The 19,193-nt window shown below is 40.5% G+C and carries 18 protein-coding genes; 3 read left to right on the forward strand and 15 right to left on the reverse strand.

Going from position 1 to position 19,193, the window contains the following annotated elements; all coding sequences use genetic code 11:
• From QVP35_RS10380 to QVP35_RS10400, 5 genes are all read right to left on the reverse strand, one after another.
• Entirely contained in the window at nt 1-2,082 is a 2,082-nt protein-coding gene (locus QVP35_RS10380; RefSeq protein ID WP_022261128.1) for a BglG family transcription antiterminator, read from the reverse strand.
• 177 nt (nt 2,083-2,259) lie between these two features.
• Nucleotides 2,260-3,162, reverse strand: coding sequence for a 1-phosphofructokinase (gene pfkB, locus QVP35_RS10385; RefSeq protein ID WP_006568138.1), 903 nt, complete (start codon nt 3,160-3,162; stop codon nt 2,260-2,262).
• Nucleotides 3,159-3,905 (reverse strand): DeoR/GlpR family DNA-binding transcription regulator, encoded by a 747-nt coding sequence (locus QVP35_RS10390; protein WP_009290224.1) that lies wholly within the window; start codon nt 3,903-3,905, stop codon nt 3,159-3,161. The genes pfkB and QVP35_RS10390 overlap by 4 nt, the downstream gene beginning before the upstream one ends.
• Nucleotides 3,906-4,077: 172 nt before the next feature.
• Entirely contained in the window at nt 4,078-6,126 is a 2,049-nt protein-coding gene (locus QVP35_RS10395; protein WP_009290225.1) for an ABC transporter permease, read from the reverse strand.
• Nucleotides 6,116-6,883, reverse strand: coding sequence for an ABC transporter ATP-binding protein (locus tag QVP35_RS10400; RefSeq protein WP_009290226.1), 768 nt, complete (start codon nt 6,881-6,883; stop codon nt 6,116-6,118). Before QVP35_RS10400 ends, QVP35_RS10395 begins: the two co-directional genes overlap by 11 nt.
• 175 nt (nt 6,884-7,058) lie before the next feature.
• On the opposite strand from QVP35_RS10400, the gene QVP35_RS10405 reads away from it, so the two are divergent.
• Nucleotides 7,059-7,409 (forward strand): cupin domain-containing protein, encoded by a 351-nt coding sequence (locus tag QVP35_RS10405; RefSeq protein ID WP_006568132.1) that lies wholly within the window; start codon nt 7,059-7,061, stop codon nt 7,407-7,409.
• Between the two features lie 81 nt (nt 7,410-7,490).
• Nucleotides 7,491-7,703, forward strand: a complete 213-nt coding sequence (locus QVP35_RS10410) for a hypothetical protein (RefSeq protein WP_022261129.1) — start codon at nt 7,491-7,493, stop codon at nt 7,701-7,703.
• A 39-nt stretch (nt 7,704-7,742) separates the two neighbouring features.
• Here the strand turns inward: QVP35_RS10410 and QVP35_RS10415 are convergent, their stop codons facing one another.
• The 8 genes from QVP35_RS10415 to QVP35_RS10450 form a co-directional block, all read right to left on the reverse strand.
• Nucleotides 7,743-8,750 (reverse strand): sensor histidine kinase, encoded by a 1,008-nt coding sequence (locus QVP35_RS10415; protein ID WP_009290228.1) that lies wholly within the window; start codon nt 8,748-8,750, stop codon nt 7,743-7,745.
• Nucleotides 8,747-9,418, reverse strand: coding sequence for a response regulator transcription factor (locus QVP35_RS10420; protein ID WP_009290229.1), 672 nt, complete (start codon nt 9,416-9,418; stop codon nt 8,747-8,749). The genes QVP35_RS10415 and QVP35_RS10420 overlap by 4 nt, the downstream gene beginning before the upstream one ends.
• A gap of 10 nt (nt 9,419-9,428) precedes the next feature.
• Entirely contained in the window at nt 9,429-10,706 is a 1,278-nt protein-coding gene (gene serS, locus QVP35_RS10425) for a serine--tRNA ligase (protein ID WP_022261130.1), read from the reverse strand.
• 18 nt (nt 10,707-10,724) lie between these two features.
• Nucleotides 10,725-11,222: a DUF4446 family protein gene (locus QVP35_RS10430; protein ID WP_009290232.1), complete on the reverse strand. Its 498-nt coding sequence runs from the start codon at nt 11,220-11,222 to the stop codon at nt 10,725-10,727.
• Between the two features lie 10 nt (nt 11,223-11,232).
• A complete protein-coding gene (locus QVP35_RS10435) occupies nt 11,233-12,126 on the reverse strand; it encodes a ParB/RepB/Spo0J family partition protein (RefSeq protein WP_009290233.1) in 894 nt (297 codons plus the stop codon).
• Entirely contained in the window at nt 12,123-12,896 is a 774-nt protein-coding gene (locus QVP35_RS10440; RefSeq protein WP_006568125.1) for a ParA family protein, read from the reverse strand. The genes QVP35_RS10435 and QVP35_RS10440 overlap by 4 nt, the downstream gene beginning before the upstream one ends.
• Nucleotides 12,897-13,058: 162 nt before the next feature.
• The gene (gene argS, locus QVP35_RS10445) at nt 13,059-14,750 is read right to left on the reverse strand and encodes an arginine--tRNA ligase (RefSeq protein WP_022261131.1); all 1,692 of its coding nucleotides are present in this window, start codon (nt 14,748-14,750) and stop codon (nt 13,059-13,061) included.
• Between the two features lie 12 nt (nt 14,751-14,762).
• On the reverse strand, nt 14,763-15,533 hold the full coding sequence (locus QVP35_RS10450) for a hypothetical protein (protein WP_225103777.1): 771 nt from the start codon (nt 15,531-15,533) through the stop codon (nt 14,763-14,765).
• Between the two features lie 108 nt (nt 15,534-15,641).
• Between QVP35_RS10450 and QVP35_RS10455 the strand changes: the two genes are divergently transcribed.
• Nucleotides 15,642-16,592: an alpha/beta fold hydrolase gene (locus QVP35_RS10455; protein ID WP_009290239.1), complete on the forward strand. Its 951-nt coding sequence runs from the start codon at nt 15,642-15,644 to the stop codon at nt 16,590-16,592.
• Here QVP35_RS10455 and rsmG read toward each other — a convergent pair.
• Nucleotides 16,589-17,299 carry a 16S rRNA (guanine(527)-N(7))-methyltransferase RsmG gene (gene rsmG / locus QVP35_RS10460; RefSeq protein ID WP_009290240.1) on the reverse strand — a complete coding sequence of 237 codons (711 nt, stop codon included), beginning with the start codon at nt 17,297-17,299 and terminating at the stop codon, nt 16,589-16,591. The two genes, QVP35_RS10455 and rsmG, sit on opposite strands and share 4 nt — an antisense overlap.
• Before the next feature lie 8 nt (nt 17,300-17,307).
• Nucleotides 17,308-19,191: a tRNA uridine-5-carboxymethylaminomethyl(34) synthesis enzyme MnmG gene (gene mnmG, locus QVP35_RS10465; protein ID WP_009290241.1), complete on the reverse strand. Its 1,884-nt coding sequence runs from the start codon at nt 19,189-19,191 to the stop codon at nt 17,308-17,310.
• Between the last annotated feature and the right edge of the window lie 2 nt (nt 19,192-19,193).

Genomic DNA, 19,193 nt, shown 5'->3' on the forward strand with positions numbered 1-19,193 from the left:
TTACCTCATTTCATATTCATATCGTTTGATTGCGTTATAGACTTCATCTCTGCTTTGGGCCGGCCGTATTTTATCTCGAAACTTCTCATTGTGAAACAGATTCACGAGATGGAACATAGCCTTTAAATGTGTTTCTTTGTTAATTGCGCTTAAACAGCAGACCCACTCCACAGGATCAAACTCCGGTTTACCGAATACTACCGGCTCATCCAGTCTGATCAGGCTCATACCCACCTTTTTTGCACCGGCATTTAAAGCTTCATGGGGCAGTGCGAACCCCGGTGCCACGAGAATATAAGGGCCGTTCTGCTCCACATTCTTTATCATGGAACTTATATATCTTTCCTCGATACAATCATTTTCAAGCAGATACTGAGCCGATTGTCTGACGGCTTCCTGCCAGGTTTTACAGCTCACATTCAGCCTTATGGCCTGCTTTGGAAGCATTTCAGCCAGAGGCAGGCTCACCTCTTTGTGAAAGAACTCATTGACGACCTCTTCTATTTTAAATATCATTTTTTCCGGGTCCGTATCTGAAGTAAGGATTTCCTTGATCCGCTTCATATGAACCGCCTCAGGCTTTTCTTTCTTCGTCTGTTTTTTACCGGTGCTCCGGTTTCCTTTCAGCCTCGAAAGTTTTTTCCCTACATTGATGCAGTCTCCGTCATTCAGCAGAGGGTCCACCTGGATATACTCTAAATCGGTGTCCAGAGCTACTGTAGAGAGAATCACATCAGCCTCGTCAACAGCCACATTCTTAAGATCATGAGCCGGTATGATATCTGCTACATGAAAATTGAAATACTTTTTAAGCCTGGCCAGAAGAAGCTGGGATGTTCCGATTCCTCCGTTGCATACCAGAATTACCGAATAACGCTCCGCGGAGTTTCTGTTTCTTTCAATTGCGGCACAGATATGCACCACAATATATGAGATTTCTACCTCATTAAGCTTCCGCCCTATGTAATCTTCCAGGACAAATACATTGTTTTGTACAGCTTTCTGTATCTTCGGATAGCGCTCCAGGACTTCTGTCACCACTGAACTCACCGTGTTGTCCCGTATGGCTGATGAAAACATAGATTCCAGATGATTAATGAGATTTTCATAGAAGATATAATCTCCCTGCAAATTCAAATCGATGTCAATAGAAACATGCTCAATAAAGGTTCTTGTGATCACCTGCATCTTAACAATTTCCTGGTTGCTGGTCGTCTTTTTGATATAACGCATCTCATTTAATATTCTTCCGAGAAATTTAACTTCGTCCTCCACAACCTCAATGCCAGCAAAGTCACTGAGCTGCTTTAATATATACCCCGCCATTTCATATTTGCTGTTTTTCTTGCCGTCCTGCTCTGCATAAATTTTAAGCCGCATGCGGTACAGGCTTAAGAGAAGAAAATATTTAAGGTCAGTGAAGGAAGTGTCTGTGAGAAACCTTCCCGAAAAATGTTCCGCCAGATTGATAACCTTTTCCATAGTCTTCAGATCTTCCATATCTACCCGGCACTCCTCTTTCAGAGAACCGATCAGTCTCTCAAAAACCGGTGCCTCCCGGTATACGGATTCACTGCTTTTTACCATGGAGAATAACAATAATCTCTTGTTTTTTTCCTCACCTTCTAACATCAATCCTTTATTGGAATGGGAGACAACATAAAGTCTGTGCTTCCTGAAAAACTGTTTAAGGCTTTCCAAATCCTGAATCACTGTGGACCGGCTCACATACATGCAGTCCGCCAGATCCGAAAGGGTCCGGTAATCATTTTCACAGATCAGCAATGTCGCCATAAATATCTTTCTCTCGTTTTTCTCCAGCTTATAGGAATAAAAATTATCCCGGAAAAGATACTGCCTTGCCATATTTATATCTTTTCCCGTCTCAATGACGCCTTGTTTTCCGAGACTCACGCCGGACAATTCATTTTTGCTGAGAAATTCATTAATCTGCTCCAAGTCATTCCGGATGGTCCTTACGGAAACTCCGAACTGCTCTGCAAGCTCCTTCATTTGTGCCGCCTGCCCATATTCTTTTTTCTGAATCAGAGTAGATAAGATTTCCCGAGATCTCTTGTTCATATTTATCACCTCATCTATGGTTTGAGTATATCATCCGCACTCTGTAAAAAACAGTTTGAGGTTTTTCATCTTTTGTGAAAAGAAATGTCACCGTTACATTTCTTTTCACAAATAAGTGCAAAAAAAAGAGAAGCCATAAAAACTTCTCTTTTTTCCTGCCTTGACATTTAAATTATTCTAAAGCTGCTCATACAATTCCATAATCTTATCTTTCGTTGCAAGATCCTCAGAAAATGCACTGGCGCTTCCCGTGGCAATTCCCATTTTTAATGCTTCTTTATAGTCTCCAGCTTTGAGATATCCGGTCAGGAAACCTGCGACCATAGAATCGCCTGCTCCCACAGAGTTTTTAACTTCACCTTTTGGACAAGGAGAAATGTGTACATCCCCTTCCTCTGTGATCAGGATTGCTCCATCTCCTGCCATGGAAATGAGAACATTCCTTGCACCTTTTTCCTGAAGCTTCTTTCCATACTCAATGATTTCTTCATTATTTTTCAGTTCAACCCCAAACATTTCTCCCAATTCATGATTGTTCGGCTTGATAAGGAACGGATGATACTTCAGAACGTTTAATAACAAATCTTTCGTAGCATCCACGACGATCTGAATCTTACGATCCTGAAGCCTTTCCATAATTTTTTCATATACATCTTCAGGGAGAGTGTTCGGAATACTTCCGGCCAGGACCAATATATCTCCGTCTTTTAATGTATCCAGCTTCTGATACATCATTTCCAGTTCATCCTCATGGATATCCGGTCCCTGTCCGTTGATTTCGCTCTCTTCATTTGATTTGATCTTGACATTGATTCTTGTCATGCCTTCTCTGAGACGGATAAAGTCCGGCTTAAATCCCAGCTGTTTTGCCCCTGTCTCAATGGCATCTCCCGTAAAACCTGCAATAAATCCAAATCCCACACTGTCGATCCCCAAATTGGCAAGTACATTCGATACATTAATCCCCTTGCCGCCGCAGTACATATCTTCCCTTTTGGTCCGATTTACCTTCCCAAGAGTCAGGTCATCCACCTTGATGACGTAATCAATCGCCGGATTAAATGTTACTGTGTAAATCATTCTGATACCTCCTTGATCGCTGTATATTTTAAAAAGCTTGGTTCCTTAAGTTTCCCTGTAACTATGACTGCCTGATCCAGCCCGGCCACGCAGACTGCTGAAATCCTGCCGAATTTAGATGCATCGGCTAAGATATAAGCATCCAGACATTGACTAAGAGCTGTCTTCTTTACCAGTGCTTCGTTTACATCCGGTGTTGTAAAACCGCTTTTTTTCGAAATCCCGTTGATCCCAAAAAATCCTTTTGTAAAGTTATACTTTCTGAGACTTTCCAGGGCTTCCTCCCCGACTACCGCCTCAGTTACTGCACGCAGTTCTCCTCCGATCAAATATACCCTAAAACCATAATCCATGAGTTTTTTTGCATGCATGATTCCATTGGTGACATAAGAGGCTTTTTTCTCTGTCAGAAAATCAATCATCATCTCTGTGGTCGTTCCGGCATCCAGATAAATAAAATCGTCCGGCCTGATGATCTCTGCACAGTATTGTGCGATCCGGCGTTTTTCATCCACATTTTTCAGAGATTTCTTCGCGACTGTTTCTTCTGCACCAAATCCCGCATCAATAGAAGTGGCTCCTCCGTGAACCTTATGCAGCAGACCTTTTTTGTCCAGAGCCGCCAGGTCTCTGCGGACTGTTGACTCAGATATCCCGATCTGTTTTACCAGTTCCTGCACTGTGACCGACTGTTTTTTCCGTATTATCTCTAAAATCCTCCGAAACCGTTCATCCGGCAGCATAAAATCACCTCTTTTTCTTTTATTATAACACCATTTCATTCAAAGTCAATCAATATCATGCATTTTCAATCATTAAAATTCCTTAAAAACCTGCATGACAAGATCCTTTTAAGAAATAAAAAACAGCAGATATTCGAAAATCCGCTGTTTTTTATATGGTTTTATCATCTGATTATCTGTTTTTATCCTTGATGACAGCCTTGCTTCCAAGATATGTTGCCAACATATATCCCCCATAAATCACGAGGATAGCGCCTCCCGAAGCCAGTATGCCGTTGAGTGCATTTACATTTCCCAATGTTGCGATCACGTTACTGGCAACCTTCACACCGATATAGGAGTGCACCAGAGCGAGGCTCAGCGGAACCATAAAATAAATAATAATCTGTGCCAGCATAGCGTGATTGATCATTCGCTCATCCGCTCCTATTTTTCTCAGCAAATTATATCTTTCCACGTTATCTGAATTTTCACTGAGCTGCTGCAGTGCCAGAACGGCAGCACATGTAATCAGGAAGACTGCTCCTATATAAATAGCAATGTAGGTAATCACAGTGCTCAGTCCCGCGCTCTGTTCGATCATTTCTACCCTATAGACCGCTGTGTGATACGGCGCTTTATTTCTTTCCTCCATTGTTTTGTTGGGATACACACTTTCCATCAGTTTACTTAGTTTATGGGTATTTTCTTCTGCATCACCTTTTAACTGACAGTTGTATACAACTGTATGCACAGGAATTTTTTCTGCAACATCGTCAGGAACGATCAAAGTTCCCATGTCCATCGGCAGAGAAGATGCAGAATAATAGGTACTGTCGATCATAGAGCTCTTTGCAGTCAGAGTTCTGCCGTCCATTTTAATCTCTACCCTGTCTTTACATACATCTTCCCACAGCTTCTTCATATTGTCAAAATTACAATTTACTGCATATTCATTCGACTTTAGGCTGATCGTCTGTTTCCCCTGTTTTCTCATGGCTTCATTGTAGTCTGATAAACCTATAATCTCAGGCGATGATTTTCCCATTGATGCTTTAACACCCTTAGGATAATCCACAAATCTATCACGGCCATTTAAAAATACTTTAAACTTGAGTTTTCCATAGAGTCTCGTAGAGATCATACATGATTTATCGACAAATTTGTTCATATCGATTCCTTTTGACTCAAATTCTTTTCTCATATCTGCTTGTACTTTATAGTTCTTTTCCTCTTCCGGCAAGTATTTAATATAGGATACATCATACGGTGTCGCCTTCTTCATATCTCCGCCCATTGTCGTCGCCAGTCCGGCTCCAGTAGAAAATACACCGATTGCCACTAAGAGCATCAAACAGAGCAGTGTCATAGACACGAAAGTTGTAGTAATCTTTGAATTGATCTGCCTTAAAATAAACATATTAAGCTTCCGGTAATAAAACTTCTTGTTTGTTTTCAAAATTCTTAAAAAGAATCCGGAGAGAGACAGGAAAAACAAAAACGTACCAATCGTACCAAAAATAATACTCATCCAGAACTGACCGTCTACCTGCATCATGCCGTTTTCCCGGATACAGTGATAGGCAAATCCGATGCAGGCCACAGAAATCAAAAACAATACAACAGAAACTCCCAGTTTCTTAACTTTTAAATCTTCATTCTTTTTATTTGCTGTTAAAAGGTCAATGACCTTTACCTTGGATATACTGAACGTATTAAAGATCATAACGATCAGGAAAATAACCGCAAAGTAAATGATCGTCTTTATAAATGCTTCTCCGGAAAATACAAAAGTAAATTCCTTCATCTCTACCATAAACATTTTTGCAGTTACCGCAGACAGCCCCTGAGATAAAAATACTCCGGCCAGAAGTCCTGCTGCCAGTGCAAACACCCCAATAAACAAGGTTTCGATGATCAGTACTTTAGAAACCTGCCGTTTATCCATTCCCAGGCACAGGTAAAGTCCAAGCTCTTTCTTCCGCCTTTTGATCAAAAACCTGTTGGCATAGATCACAAGAAACCCAAGAATTACTGCAATAAACACAGACAACGAACTGATTGCCATCTGAAGCATTTCAATGATACTTTTCTGTGACTCATTAATTTTAAGCATCGCTTCCTGACTGCCGATAGAGTTAAATACATAAAACAGGCAGACACCGAATGTCAGCGTCAAAAAATATACCGTAAAATCTTTTATGCTCTTTTTTACATTTCCAAACGCTAATTTAGAATACATTTGTACTGTCACCTCCAAGCAATGTCACCACTTCAATGATGCGGTCAAAAAACTCTTTTCTGGAATCCCTGCCTCTCACAAGTTCATTAAAAATCTTACCGTCTTTGATAAACAGAATCCGCTTACAGTAGCTTGCCGTAAACGCATCGTGAGTCACCATAAGAATTGTGGCATGCAGTTCCGCGTTCATAGTTTCCATACTGTCTAAAAGCATTCTTGCAGACTTGCTGTCCAGTGCTCCGGTTGGCTCATCGGCCAGAATCAGGGACGGGTCGGTTACCATAGCCCTTGCGCTTGCCACTCTCTGCTTCTGTCCTCCGGAAAGCTGATACGGATACTTGGACAGTTCTTTTGTTATCATTAATTTTTCCGCGATTGATTTTACCCTGTCATCAATTTCCTTTGCCGGAGTTTTCATAATGGTCAGAGCCAGCGCTATATTTTCATAGGCAGTCAGTGTATCCAGCAGGTTGAAATCCTGAAAGATAAATCCCAGCTGTTCCCTCCGGAACTTGGAAAGATGTTTCCCTTTTAGTTTTGTCACATCCATTCCGTCTATAAAGATGTGGCCCGAGGTCACACGGTCAATCGTGGAAATACAGTTAAGCAGCGTAGTTTTTCCGCTTCCGGACGCTCCCATAATACCGATGTATTCACCCTTTTCCACGTCAAAGCTGATGCCGTCCACAGCCTTTGTCACATTTCCTTTGTTTCCATAATATTTTTCCATATTTTGAACTTGCAATACTGTTTTCATATCCCAATTCTCCTTTGCTTTCTTTATGTTATCCTTACTATATCACTGTCTGTTTACTCTATCCATCGAACTGCCTTACAGCAAACTTACACTTTTGTCACTTTCTATTTGGATTGTAATTTAAAAAGCTATCCTCTATACTGATACTATAACCAAGAAAAATGGAGGTAAAGCTATGTATTTAAAAAATGAAGATGTAAAGTTTGAGAGTGTAGAAAATGCACGGGGAGGCAAAGGAACGATCCGGAAGACTTCTTTTCTGACAAAGGAAGAGATGAAAGAAAGCAGCCGTCTGTTCGGCAAAATCATCATCCCGCCGGGATGCTCCTTCGGCTATCATGTCCACGAAAAGGAAGGAGAAGCCTATCATATTTTAGCCGGAAAAGGCATGTACAATGACAATGGTACCGAATATGAAGTGAATGCAGGGGATACTACATATACTATGAGCGGATGCGGTCACGGCATTGAAAATATCGGTGACACAGACCTGGAAATCATCGCCTTAATATTATTAGACAAATAAAATTTTAGAAAAATCTTCTTGAATGATATTTTTTTCATGGACCAACCATACTAATTGTATCTCAACAAGGAGGTTGATATCATGAAAAAGAAAAAAGAACTGACCAATGAAGAAATCGATGAAAACATTTTTGATATGTGTTCTACCTGTTCCACGACTGACTGTACCGGACTAATTCCTGCCAATCCAGAGTCTGAGGCAGCGATGGAATCCTATGAGGAGTTATATCCCTTCCGTCCTCCGGTAATAAATATCAAAGACTGCCCAAATGCAGATGAACATGATCCAAAATAACACAAAACCGCTGACATTCTTATGTCCAGCGGTTTTTATCTACATATACACAAATGAATTTTTTGGAAATGTGATTTTAATCTGTGTGCCTTCTCCTTCTTTTGACCGGACAGCAAATCCAATTCCAAGCTTATCTGAGAGCTTTCTGCAAAGATACAATCCCATTCCCGTGGATTTGGCATACTTCCTTCCTGTAGTCCCCGTATAACCCTTTTCCATAACTCTTGGAAGATCTTTTCCTGATATTCCGATGCCGTTATCCTCTATATAAAGCTGTACCTGTTCCTTTTCATCTGCTGCCGTAAACCGGATTTCAGGATGATCTTTGCGATACTTTACTGCATTGATCAATACCTGCTTTAGAATAAATGACATCCATTTTTCATCCGTATAAACATCATAATCCAGATTTTCAAGGCTTACCTTTACCTTCGACTGGATCAAAATCTTGGAATTACTGCGGATCAGTTCCTGAACCATGGAATTCAGATTCATACGTTTTACAATATAGTCCTTCTCTACTCCGTTGCTTCTGGAATAATACAGCGCCTGCTCAAGATAGTATTCCACTTCTTCCAGTTCTTCGCTGATATTTTTTGTCACCTCAGACGGATTATTTTCTATCATGAGCCTGGAAGCGGCAATGGGCGTCTTCACCTCGTGAATCCACATTTCTACATACTCTCTGTAATCCTGGGCAGAGATCTTATACACTGCCACTTCATCGCTCATAGACTTATTGGTCTGTGACAGACAGTCATAAAATATTTTTCCCTCTGTAAAATCAGGCCTGTCAAGAAGCTCCGGGAGCATAAATTTTTTATCTAAGGAATCCATACTTTCCAGCGCCGTCTCATAAAAACGTTTTCTCTTAAAATATTCATTTCCCAGTGCAAGAATCATAAGAATAAAGTACAGACACAGCAGATATATAATAGCAAAGGTTGTGGCGTGGAACAGATTCAGCATCCATACGAGAAAAGCCAGATAAAATATCTGAAGTCCAAAAAATAATGACTTATCTCTTAAATATGCCCTGAAGCTCATACAAGATACCCCTGCCCTCTCTTTGTGACAATATAATCGGCAAGCCCAATGGAATCCAGTTTTTTTCTGAGCCTGTTGATATTTACCGTCAGTGTATTGTCATCTACAAATTCATTGGACTGCCACAGTTCTTCCATCAGATTATCTCTGGAAACGATCTTCTCTTTATGCTTCACAAGCACAGACAGAATCTTCACTTCATTTTTGCTCAGTTCTATCTGCTCTTTTCCGTGGCATGCCGTACTGTTTGACAGATTGATCAAAAGTCCCTTATGAGTCATCTGCCAGTCTTCTTTCACATGTTTTGTACGTTTGAGCAGAGAAGATATCCGTGCCACAAGAATCTGTGTGTTATACGGCTTAGAAATAAAATCATCGGCTCCCAGATTCATGCTCATCAGCTCATCCATCTCGCTGTCTCTGCTTGTGACGACGATGATCGGGACATCCGATTTTTCTCTGACCGCACGGCATATATAATATCCGTCGTACACGGGAAGGTTGATGTCCAGAAGGACCAGATCAGCCCTTTCCTTCAGGATATCCTCCACTATATTTTCAAAGTTATTGAGTGCTTTTGTCTCATAATCATATCTGCTCAGAAACTCACAGAGTTCTTTCTGAATCTTCTGATTATCTTCCACTAAAATAATCTTTGCTTTTTCCATATAAAATCCTTTACTGAATGACGTTCATTCCGCCCATATAAGGCTGAAGTGCCTCCGGTATCTTCACACTCCCGTCTGCCTGAAGATTATTTTCCAAAAATGCGATCAGCATTCGAGGCGGTGCAACGACCGTGTTGTTCAATGTATGGGCGTAGTACTTGCCGTCTTCTCCATTCACACGGATCTTTAATCTCCGTGCCTGTGCATCTCCAAGATTAGAACAGCTTCCTACCTCAAAGTATTTTTTCTGACGCGGAGACCATGCCTCTACATCTACTGATTTTACTTTGAGATCAGCCAGGTCTCCGGAACAGCACTCCAATGTCCGGACCGGAATATCCAGAGAACGGAACAGATCTACGGTATTTTTCCACAGTTTTTCATACCAGTCCATACTTTCTTCCGGTTTACATACAACGATCATTTCCTGTTTTTCAAATTGATGGATTCTGTAAACTCCCCTCTCCTCCAGTCCATGAGCTCCTTTTTCCTTCCGGAAACATGGGGAATAGCTTGTCAGGGTCTTCGGAAGTTCTTCTTCCTGAATCATCGTATCGATAAATTTACCGATCATAGAGTGTTCACTCGTTCCGATCAAATAGAGATCTTCCCCTTCTATCTTATACATCATGGCATCCATCTCGTCAAAACTCATGACGCCGGTCACAACATTACTTCTGATCATAAACGGCGGCACACAGTAAGTAAATCCTCTGTTGATCATAAAATCGCGGGCATAAGAGATGACTGCCGAATGAAGCCTCGCAATATCTCCCATCAAATAATAAAATCCCTGGCCTGCCACTTTTCTTGCACTGTCCAGATCAATACCGCTGAAGTTTTCCATAATTTCCGTGTGATAAGGAATCTCAAAGTCAGGGACAATCGGTTCACCGAATTTCTCGATCTCTACATTTTCACTGTCATCTTTTCCAATCGGCACTGACGGATCAATGATATTCGGAATGGTCATCATGATTTTTAAGATTTTTTCTTCTACTTTTTTTTCTTCCTCTGTCAGTTCCTCAATCCTGCCGGCCTGGTTTGACACTTCCTGTTTCAGCTGCTCGGCTTCTTCTTTTTTTCCCTGTGCCATCAATCCGCCAATTTGTTTGGAAATCTTATTCCTGTTGGCTCTCAGAGACTGAACTTCCTGTTTGATCTCTCTGTTTTTTTCATCTAATTCTAAGACTTCATCTACCAGCGGCAGTTTGCGGTCCTGGAACTTATTTTTAATGTTCTGTTTTACTGCTTCCGGGTTTTCTCTCACAAATTTAATGTCTAACATGATTTCCTCCTGATATGTTTATTTATTCATACAATCTTCCAACACAATCTGCTCTTCTTTAGAAAGTGCTACCTCTGAACGGCCATCTTTAATTTCTTTTGCATACATATAACTTCCATAACGGTTGCTCATGGCATTCAATACAATTCCATTGTTCCTGTGATCCAAAAGTGCAATCGCAAAACTCGTCTCTCCGCCCATTTCTTTAAATGCATTATATTTTAAAACCTGCATTTTGGAATATGATAATTGAAGCTTATCTTTCAGTCTTCCCATTTCTTCATCAAGTATTTTATGATTTTCTTCAATTCTTTCCAATTCATCAAAATGTTTTACAAAAGTCTTTTCAAGGGACTTTCCATTTTCCCCCTTCATAAACATGCGGTACTTCTTTTTTAACCTGCTGGTCTTCACCAGCAATACTACAATTAAAAGCAGTGCCAGGGTACATACACCGGCTAAGCCGCATAAAATATAAAATAAGTCAATTCCAAAAATTGTAATGTCTGTTGTCATTTCATTCCTCCTATAACGTTCTCAGCATATCAACTAAACGATCCAGCTCTTCTTTTGAGTAGTACTCTATCTCAATCTTTCCTTTGTTATTTCGATTCTTTATATTCACTTTGCTGCCGAGTGCCTGTTTCAAGGATTCTTCTATATTGGCAAACAGAAATTCCTGAACTTTATTCTCCTCTTTCGGAGTTTCCTTCTTTTTCTTTGACATCTGTTTTACAAGCTTCTCAATTTCTCTGACACTGAGTTTCTCATCGAAAACTTTCATCGCAGTCTCATATTGCTGATCGGGATCTTCAATCGCCAGAAGTGCGCGGGCATGCCCCGTAGTGATCATTTCTTCCGACAACAAATTTTGGACCCTCTGATCCAGTTTCAAAAGTCTCAGTGAATTCGTGATGGCAGCACGGCTCTTCGAAACTTTTGCCGCCACCTGGTCCTGCTTCAGTGAAAATTCCTCCATAAGCCTTTTGTAAGCCAGTGCTTCTTCAATGGGATTTAAATCTTCTCTTTGAATATTTTCGATCAATGCAATTTCTACTATTTCATTTTCTGCATAATCTCTAATCAGCACCGGCACTTCTTTTAAGCCCGCTAATTTAGCTGCTCTCCATCTGCGCTCTCCCGCGATGATCTCATAAAATTTATCATGTTTTTTTACAATCAGCGGCTGAAGAATTCCATACTGCTTGACCGAATCCGCCAGCTCTTGAAGAGAATCATCATCGAACTGTCTTCTGGGCTGATTCGGATTTGGTTCTACTTTCAATATCGGTACCATAATCTCCGATTTTATTTGCTCTTCTTTTTTTAAAATCTTTTCTGATTCGGTGTCCTTAACCGGAGCACTTGGTATCAATGTGTTCAGTCCCCGTCCTAATCCTGTTTTCTTTTTCGTCGTCATTCCTCTTTTCCTCCGTTTGCAATGACTTCTTCTGCGAGCATTTGATAGCTCTCTGCACCAACTGACTTAGGATCATACAAATTAATCGGAAGTCCATGGCTCGGTGCCTCTGCCAAACGCACGTTTCTCGGAATAATTGTCTTATAAATATTTTGGTTCAAATATGATTTTACATTTTCTACAACTTGCAGCGATAAATTTGTTCTGGCATCATACATAGTAAACACTGCACCTTCAATTTTCAAGTCAGGATTAAGACTCTTCTGTATCAACTCAATCGTATACATTAACTGTGTCAATCCATCCAGTGCGTAAAATTCACATTGAATTGGTACAATTACGGTATCTGCAGCCGTCATAGCGTTGACTGTGAGCATTCCCAGGGCAGGCGGACAGTCTATGATAATAAACTCAAAGTTTTCGACAGTCGGCTGAAGTTTCTCTTTTAGTATGTACTGCATGCGGTCTACTGTCATCAATTCTATTTCTGCTCCGGCCAGATTACGGTTAGCTGGGGCCAAAGATAAGTTTTCAATAACTTCCGGACAAATACATTCATCAAATGTAATTTCAGATGAAATCACTTCATAAACCGTATGTTCTAATTCATTTTTGTCCAATCCCAGACCAGTTGTTGTATTTCCCTGAGGGTCCATATCTATGATAAGTGTCTTTTTTCCTGCAGCAGCCAGGGCAGCAGAAAGATTCACCGCCGTCGTTGTTTTACCGACGCCGCCCTTTTGGTTAGCAATTGCGATAATTCTTCCCATATTATATAATCTCCTTTTAAGAAATATTATATCACTTACAACTTTTCATTTCCAGATGTTTCACGTGAAACATGAAAATAAATACAATAATGTTTCACGTGAAACATAAAAACAAAGCAGATATGAAATTTCATATCTGCTTTACCCAACTTTACATTCTTACTACATCTGTTCCGGACACTTCATTCCAAGAAGATCGAGGCCGTCTTTGATTGCTTCCTTTGCAATTATTACTAACTTAACCCTTGCCCTTTTGAGTTTTTCATCTTCCACATTACATTGATTTTCATGATAAAAATGATTAAATGCCTGGGCGACAGACATAACAAATCTTGCAACAACCGAAGGTTCCAGACGTTCTGCTGCTGTCTCTACAACTTCTGGAAAACGGATCAATTCTTTTAATAAGGAAACCGATGCTTCATCTGTCAATAAAGAAGAATCTATTTCTTCTGGCACATCCGTTATTCCAGTCTTTCTCAAAACACTGGCAGCACGTGCATAAGTGTACTGAACATAAGGGCCCGTCTCACCATCAAAGCTATGAATCTTATCCCAGCTGAATGTGACATCCTTTATTCTCTGATTATAAAGATCATTGAAAATAATGGCACCAATACCTACCATCTTTGCAACTTCTTCTTTATCCTGTAAATCCGGGTTTTTATCATTGATGACCTCTTTGATTTTTGATACAGATTCACGGAGAATATCTTCTGCATAAATAATATTGCCGCTTCTGGTAGAAAGTTTTCCGCCTTCCAGACTAACCAACCCATAAGGTACATGAATCAAATCTGTTTTGGCCCACTCATATCCCATGAGTTCCACCACCTTGAACACCTGTGCAAAGTGAAGTTTCTGTTCCATACCGGTCACATAGATACATTTTTCAAAATCATATGTTTTTTTCCGATAAAAAATAGCGGCAAGATCCCTGGTAGCATAAATAGAACTTCCATCCTTTTTCATAATCAGACAAGGGGTCATATCATATTTCTCCAGATCAACGATAAAGGCGCCTTCACTTTCTTTCAGCATTCCTTTTTTCTTTAACTCATCCACAACGGCAGAAGTCTTGTCCCTGTAAAAGCTTTCACCGGCATAAGAGTCAAAATCTACATCCAAAAGTTCATAAATTCTTTTATATTCAATTAAACTTATATCTTTAAACCACTCCCAGATAGAAAGAGCCTCTTCATCACCCTGCTCCATCTTCACAAACCATGCCCGGGCCTCATCATTTAAAGTATCGTCCTTTTCTGCTTCTTCATGAAACTTTACATAAATCTTCATCAGTTCAGATATACCGTTTTGTTCCACAGCCTCTTTGCTTCCCCATTTTTTATAGGCAACGATTAATTTTCCAAACTGAGTGCCCCAGTCACCCAAATGATTGATTCTCTCTACCCGATAACCAAGCTTTTTATAAATACGGTAAATAGAATTTCCAATCAGTGTGGTCCTCAGATGACCGACATGAAAATTCTTTGCCACATTCGGAGAAGAATAATCGATACAGATAGTTTTTCCACATCCAATCTCAGAACTTCCATAGTTATCCACAGAAACCTGTTTTAACATTTCACTTACAAACATTGTTCTGTCAATAAAGAAATTTACATAAGGCCCCATAGCTGCCGTCTTAGAGACAAAATCTGTTTTTTTTATCTTTTCTGCTACCTCCTGTGCTATTATAGTTGGAGCTTTTCGGAAAATTTTAGCCAGCTGAAAACATGGAAATGCGAAATCACCCATATCCTCCTGAGGAGGTATTTCTAAAATACGGCTCACTGTCTCTCTGTCCAATTCCTTAATAGAATCTGTAATTAAATCAATTATTTTATTTCTCATCTTTCTCCTCACTTATGCTTCTATGATTGCCTGCAATACCACTGAATTTTCCTGCCATCTGGTAATTGCAAATTCTCTGGTCAATATGTCTTCCAATATATTTCTATTTTTTTTAAATTTTTGAATGGATGCCTGTTTTTTTGGTTTCATAACAAACTGCAGCATAATTCTGTCATGTTCAATAAAGGTATCTATATTTAAAGAACAAATTCCTATTTTTTGAACAGAATATCTCATCATCTGATGAAATCCTGTCAAGAATGAAAATGTAAGAATCACCGGTGATTCTTTTTCTATTCTCTCAAAGCTGACTGTAATCTCAGGATGAATTTTTCTGAAATGATCCATAAGTTCATAAAATGCAGGAAGAAACAGAACCTCCTCTTGACTCTTATCCAGCTCCTCTAAACCAGAAACCACAAAATAAGTTTCTTCCAGTCCTTTTAAATATGATTTCAGTCTATCACACTTTTTTTGTATCTTCCGTATATTTTTGGATAACACATCCAATGCATGTTCCACTTCTCTTGTATCCGGTTCCTTCACTTCTTCCATGAGGTTTTCATCTAAGGACAAAGGAGAAAATACCGACCGAATCTGTCTCTTTTCTTTTTCCAGCATCACACAACGGATCAGCCGCTCTTTTTCTTCTTCCAGTTTATATTTTTCTTCTATAAATTTTTCTTTTTCAGCCACACACTCCATATATTCTTCAGATAAATAGGCTGCCAGATCTGACATCAGCTGATCCTTATCAATCTTCTTCTCTTCCAAATATCTCACCACCTCTTTTCTTTATGATAAACGAATTTCTAAGGAATGCAAAGTATTATTGTATCAAATCCTTGTTTGTCATATAATAATAGTAATAAATTAGAAAGGAGACTCTGTATGCGTTTCTATAAAAAACTGCGAAATCTGGCCACCATTACAACTGTTTCAACAATATGTGTATATCTGATAAATAAGCTTGTCTTCTCACTATCCTCCATGAAGGATGCTCTGTTCTCCAAATACGGCAATACTTACTCCTGGAGATTCGGCAGTCTCTACTATACAAAACATGGAACCGGTTCTCCGCTTCTCCTCATTCACGATCTGAACAACTGCAGCTCAGAACTGGAATTTTATAAAATAAAAGAAGAACTCTCCAGGTCACATACGGTCTATACTTTGGATCTTCTGGGATGCGGCCGTTCCGACAAACCGCGGATCACTTATACAAGCTATCTTTATGTTCAGCTGATCAATGATTTTATCAAAAATGTAATCGGCACAAAGACTGACATCATCTCCAGCGGAAAGTCATCATCTCTGATCTTTCTGGCATGCTACACAGAACCCAGGAATTTCAGCCGGCTCATGATGATCAATCCTGAAAATATGACAAAGGCAGGGCGTTATCCCGGGAACCGCAAAAAAGTACTCAAATATTTTATGGAGCTTCCGATCATCGGCACACTCACTTACAATATCCTGCACAGCAGACCAATGATCCAGAAAAAACTTGCCCGGGAATATTTCCACAGACCTAAGGACATTAAGCAGAAATATGTGGATATCTGTCATGAATCCGCTCACAAATGTGGATCAGACACAAAATATTTGTATGCAAGCCTCATCTCAGACTACCTGAATTGTAATCTGATTCCATCCATAAAAAATTTAAACCACAGTATTTACTTCCTCATGGGAGATCATACGCCAGAAGCCGAAAACACCATTGAACAGTACCAGGTATTGAATCCTTCCGTTGAATATCATTTTATAAAAGGGTCAAAACTCCTGCCTCATCTGGAAAATCCCGATGAAGTCCTGAAAGCCTGCAAAATCTTTTTTTAACGGATCGGCTCTTTTGACGGCAGCCCTGCTTTGCGCGGATAGCGCTTCGGGGCTGCCTTTTGTTTTTTTATTTTAAGAATAGTCCTCTCCATGTCTGTACCCGGAAGTACAAATGACACAACATCTTCAATCTCTCCACCAAGGAGAAATACCGCATGCTTTCCTTCTCTCATTTCTTCTTCGATCCTGCCGGATTTATAAGGAAGAAACATTCCTGATACCTTTACATAGGGAAGACAATACTCCGAAAGCGTGCTCAAGTTGGCAACTGCCCTGGAAACAACCAGGTCAAACTGCTCACGGTATTCCTTCTGCCTGGCGTAGTCCTCCGCCCTTCCATGGACTGCCGTAATATCATGCAGTTCCAGAGCATCGATCACTTCCTGCAAAAATTTAACTCTCTTATTCAGAGAATCCAGAAGTACGATCTTTAATCCAGGAAATGCAATCTTTAAAGGAATTCCCGGAAATCCTGCTCCCGTCCCTACATCGAGAATTTTTTGTGAAGAAAATCCACACTCCGCCTTCACCAATGCCAGACTATCCACAAAATGCTTGAGGATCACATCCTCTCTCTCAGTGATCGCAGTAAGATTCATTACCTTATTTTTCTCTGTCAGTAATTCATAATATATTTCAAACTGAGCAAGCTGCCTGTCTGTCAATGCAATTCCTAACTCTTCTGCTTTTTCTCTTAAACTAATCATATACACTCCTAAGCCCCTTGATGAAGCTGTTCCAAATAAATGAGAAGAACCGAAATATCTGCCGGGGATACCCCGGAAATCCTGGACGCCTGTCCAATCGATGCAGGACGTATCTTAGACAGCTTCTGTATTGCTTCAATCCTTAAGTTTCCTATATCTTCATACTTTATTCCCTCAGGGATTTTCTTCTTCTCTAAGCGTTTAAACTGTTTCACCTGAGAAAGCTGGCGTTTGATATAACCTTCATATTTAATATTAATATTCACCTGTTCTCTCACATCCTCAGGATATTCGGGCCTGTCCGGATCAATGGGAGAAAGCATATCATAAGTGAGCTCCGGCCTCCTGATCAGTTCTGCCATAGTCGCAGAAGACTTTAACTCCGTGCTCTGACATTTTGAAAGCAGATCCTGAACCTTTCCTGAAGCCCCGACATTTACGCGGCTGAGCCGATTGATTTCTTTTTCTATCCGCGCTTCTTTCTCCAGCAGGTTTTGATATCTCTCTTCACTGATTAGCCCCATTTCATATCCTATTTTTGAAAGACGGAGATCCGCATTATCCTGTCTCAGCAAAAGCCTGTATTCTGCCCTGGAAGTCATCATACGGTACGGCTCACTCGTCTCCTTTGTCACAAGATCATCGATCAGAACACCAATATAAGCCTGGGAGCGGTCAAGGACCAGAGATTCCTTTCCCTGGATCATTCTCGCAGCATTTATGCCTGCGATCAGTCCCTGGGCAGCTGCCTCTTCATATCCGGAACTTCCGTTGAACTGTCCTGCTGAAAACAGCCCTCCTATTTTCCTAAATTCCAAAGAAGGCTTCAGCTGTGTTGCATTGATGCAGTCATATTCAATAGCATATGCATTTCTGATGATTTTAACATTTTCAAGCCCCGTCACGCTGCGGTACATGGCATACTGGACGTCTTCAGGCAGAGAACTTGACATTCCCCCCACATACATCTCATTCGTATATTCACCCTCAGGTTCAATAAAAACCTGATGCCGGTTTTTATCCGGAAATTTTACGATCTTATCTTCAATAGAGGGGCAATACCGGGGGCCTGTACCCTCAATGGCACCTGAAAATAATGGGGAACGCCCAATATTTTCACGGATGATCTCATGCGTCTCCTCGTTTGTGTAAGTCAGCCAGCAGGAAATCTGATCTCTCTGTATATCTTCTCTAGTATTTGTAAAACTGAACGGAACAATTTTATCATCCCCGAACTGTTCTTCCATCTTATTAAAATCAATGCTGTTCTTATCAATTCTGGCCGGAGTTCCAGTCTTAAACCGGCGCATTTCAATTCCAAGATCCTTCAGAGACTGTGTCAGATAATTGGCAGCCTGAAGACCGTTAGGCCCAGTCTCATTGCTCACATCTCCGTAAATACACCTGGCTTTCAGGTAAGTACCGGTTGTGAGGATCACTGCTTTCGCATGATAAACGGCACCCGAGTAAGTTTTTACTCCCGTGACTTTGCCGTTCTGTGTCAGAATCTGTGTCACTTCTCCCTGCCTGACCGTAAGATTTTTTGTATTTCCCATTGTCTGTGTCATAGCCATGGAATACATCTTTTTATCCGCCTGTGCCCTGAGGGAATGAACAGCTGGTCCCTTGGAACGGTTCAGCATTTTGGACTGAATATAAGTCTTATCTATATTCACACCCATTTCACCGCCAAGAGCATCGATCTCTTTTACCAGATGTCCCTTGGAGCTTCCTCCTATATTCGGATTACACGGCATCAGGGCTATGCTGTCCATGCTCACTGTAAAACAAATTGTTTTAAATCCAAGGCGCGCTGAGGCCAATGCCGCCTCACAGCCTGCGTGGCCCGCACCTACAACTACAATATCATAAAATTCTTCTAAATTTTTCATCT

Origin of the sequence: Anaerostipes sp. CAG:276, from assembly GCF_000432215.1 — a bacterium.
GTDB classification, from domain to species: Bacteria; Bacillota; Clostridia; order Lachnospirales; family Lachnospiraceae; genus Anaerostipes; species Anaerostipes caccae.

Bases quoted from the DNA above. Each gene is read 5' to 3' on its own strand.
- QVP35_RS10380 (WP_022261128.1), bottom strand. From the start codon at position 2,082: ATGAACAAGAGATCTCGGGAAATCTTATCTACTCTGATTCAGAAAAAA.
- pfkB (WP_006568138.1), bottom strand. From the start codon at position 3,162: ATGATTTACACAGTAACATTTAATCCGGCGATTGATTACGTCATCAAG.
- QVP35_RS10390 (WP_009290224.1), bottom strand. From the start codon at position 3,905: ATGCTGCCGGATGAACGGTTTCGGAGGATTTTAGAGATAATACGGAAA.
- QVP35_RS10395 (WP_009290225.1), bottom strand. From the start codon at position 6,126: ATGTATTCTAAATTAGCGTTTGGAAATGTAAAAAAGAGCATAAAAGAT.
- QVP35_RS10400 (WP_009290226.1), bottom strand. From the start codon at position 6,883: ATGAAAACAGTATTGCAAGTTCAAAATATGGAAAAATATTATGGAAAC.
- QVP35_RS10405 (WP_006568132.1), top strand. From the start codon at position 7,059: ATGTATTTAAAAAATGAAGATGTAAAGTTTGAGAGTGTAGAAAATGCA.
- QVP35_RS10410 (WP_022261129.1), top strand. From the start codon at position 7,491: ATGAAAAAGAAAAAAGAACTGACCAATGAAGAAATCGATGAAAACATT.
- QVP35_RS10415 (WP_009290228.1), bottom strand. From the start codon at position 8,750: ATGAGCTTCAGGGCATATTTAAGAGATAAGTCATTATTTTTTGGACTT.
- QVP35_RS10420 (WP_009290229.1), bottom strand. From the start codon at position 9,418: ATGGAAAAAGCAAAGATTATTTTAGTGGAAGATAATCAGAAGATTCAG.
- serS (WP_022261130.1), bottom strand. From the start codon at position 10,706: ATGTTAGACATTAAATTTGTGAGAGAAAACCCGGAAGCAGTAAAACAG.
- QVP35_RS10430 (WP_009290232.1), bottom strand. From the start codon at position 11,222: ATGACAACAGACATTACAATTTTTGGAATTGACTTATTTTATATTTTA.
- QVP35_RS10435 (WP_009290233.1), bottom strand. From the start codon at position 12,126: ATGACGACGAAAAAGAAAACAGGATTAGGACGGGGACTGAACACATTG.
- QVP35_RS10440 (WP_006568125.1), bottom strand. From the start codon at position 12,896: ATGGGAAGAATTATCGCAATTGCTAACCAAAAGGGCGGCGTCGGTAAA.
- argS (WP_022261131.1), bottom strand. From the start codon at position 14,750: ATGAGAAATAAAATAATTGATTTAATTACAGATTCTATTAAGGAATTG.
- QVP35_RS10455 (WP_009290239.1), top strand. From the start codon at position 15,642: ATGCGTTTCTATAAAAAACTGCGAAATCTGGCCACCATTACAACTGTT.
- rsmG (WP_009290240.1), bottom strand. From the start codon at position 17,299: ATGATTAGTTTAAGAGAAAAAGCAGAAGAGTTAGGAATTGCATTGACA.
- mnmG (WP_009290241.1), bottom strand. From the start codon at position 19,191: ATGAAAAATTTAGAAGAATTTTATGATATTGTAGTTGTAGGTGCGGGC.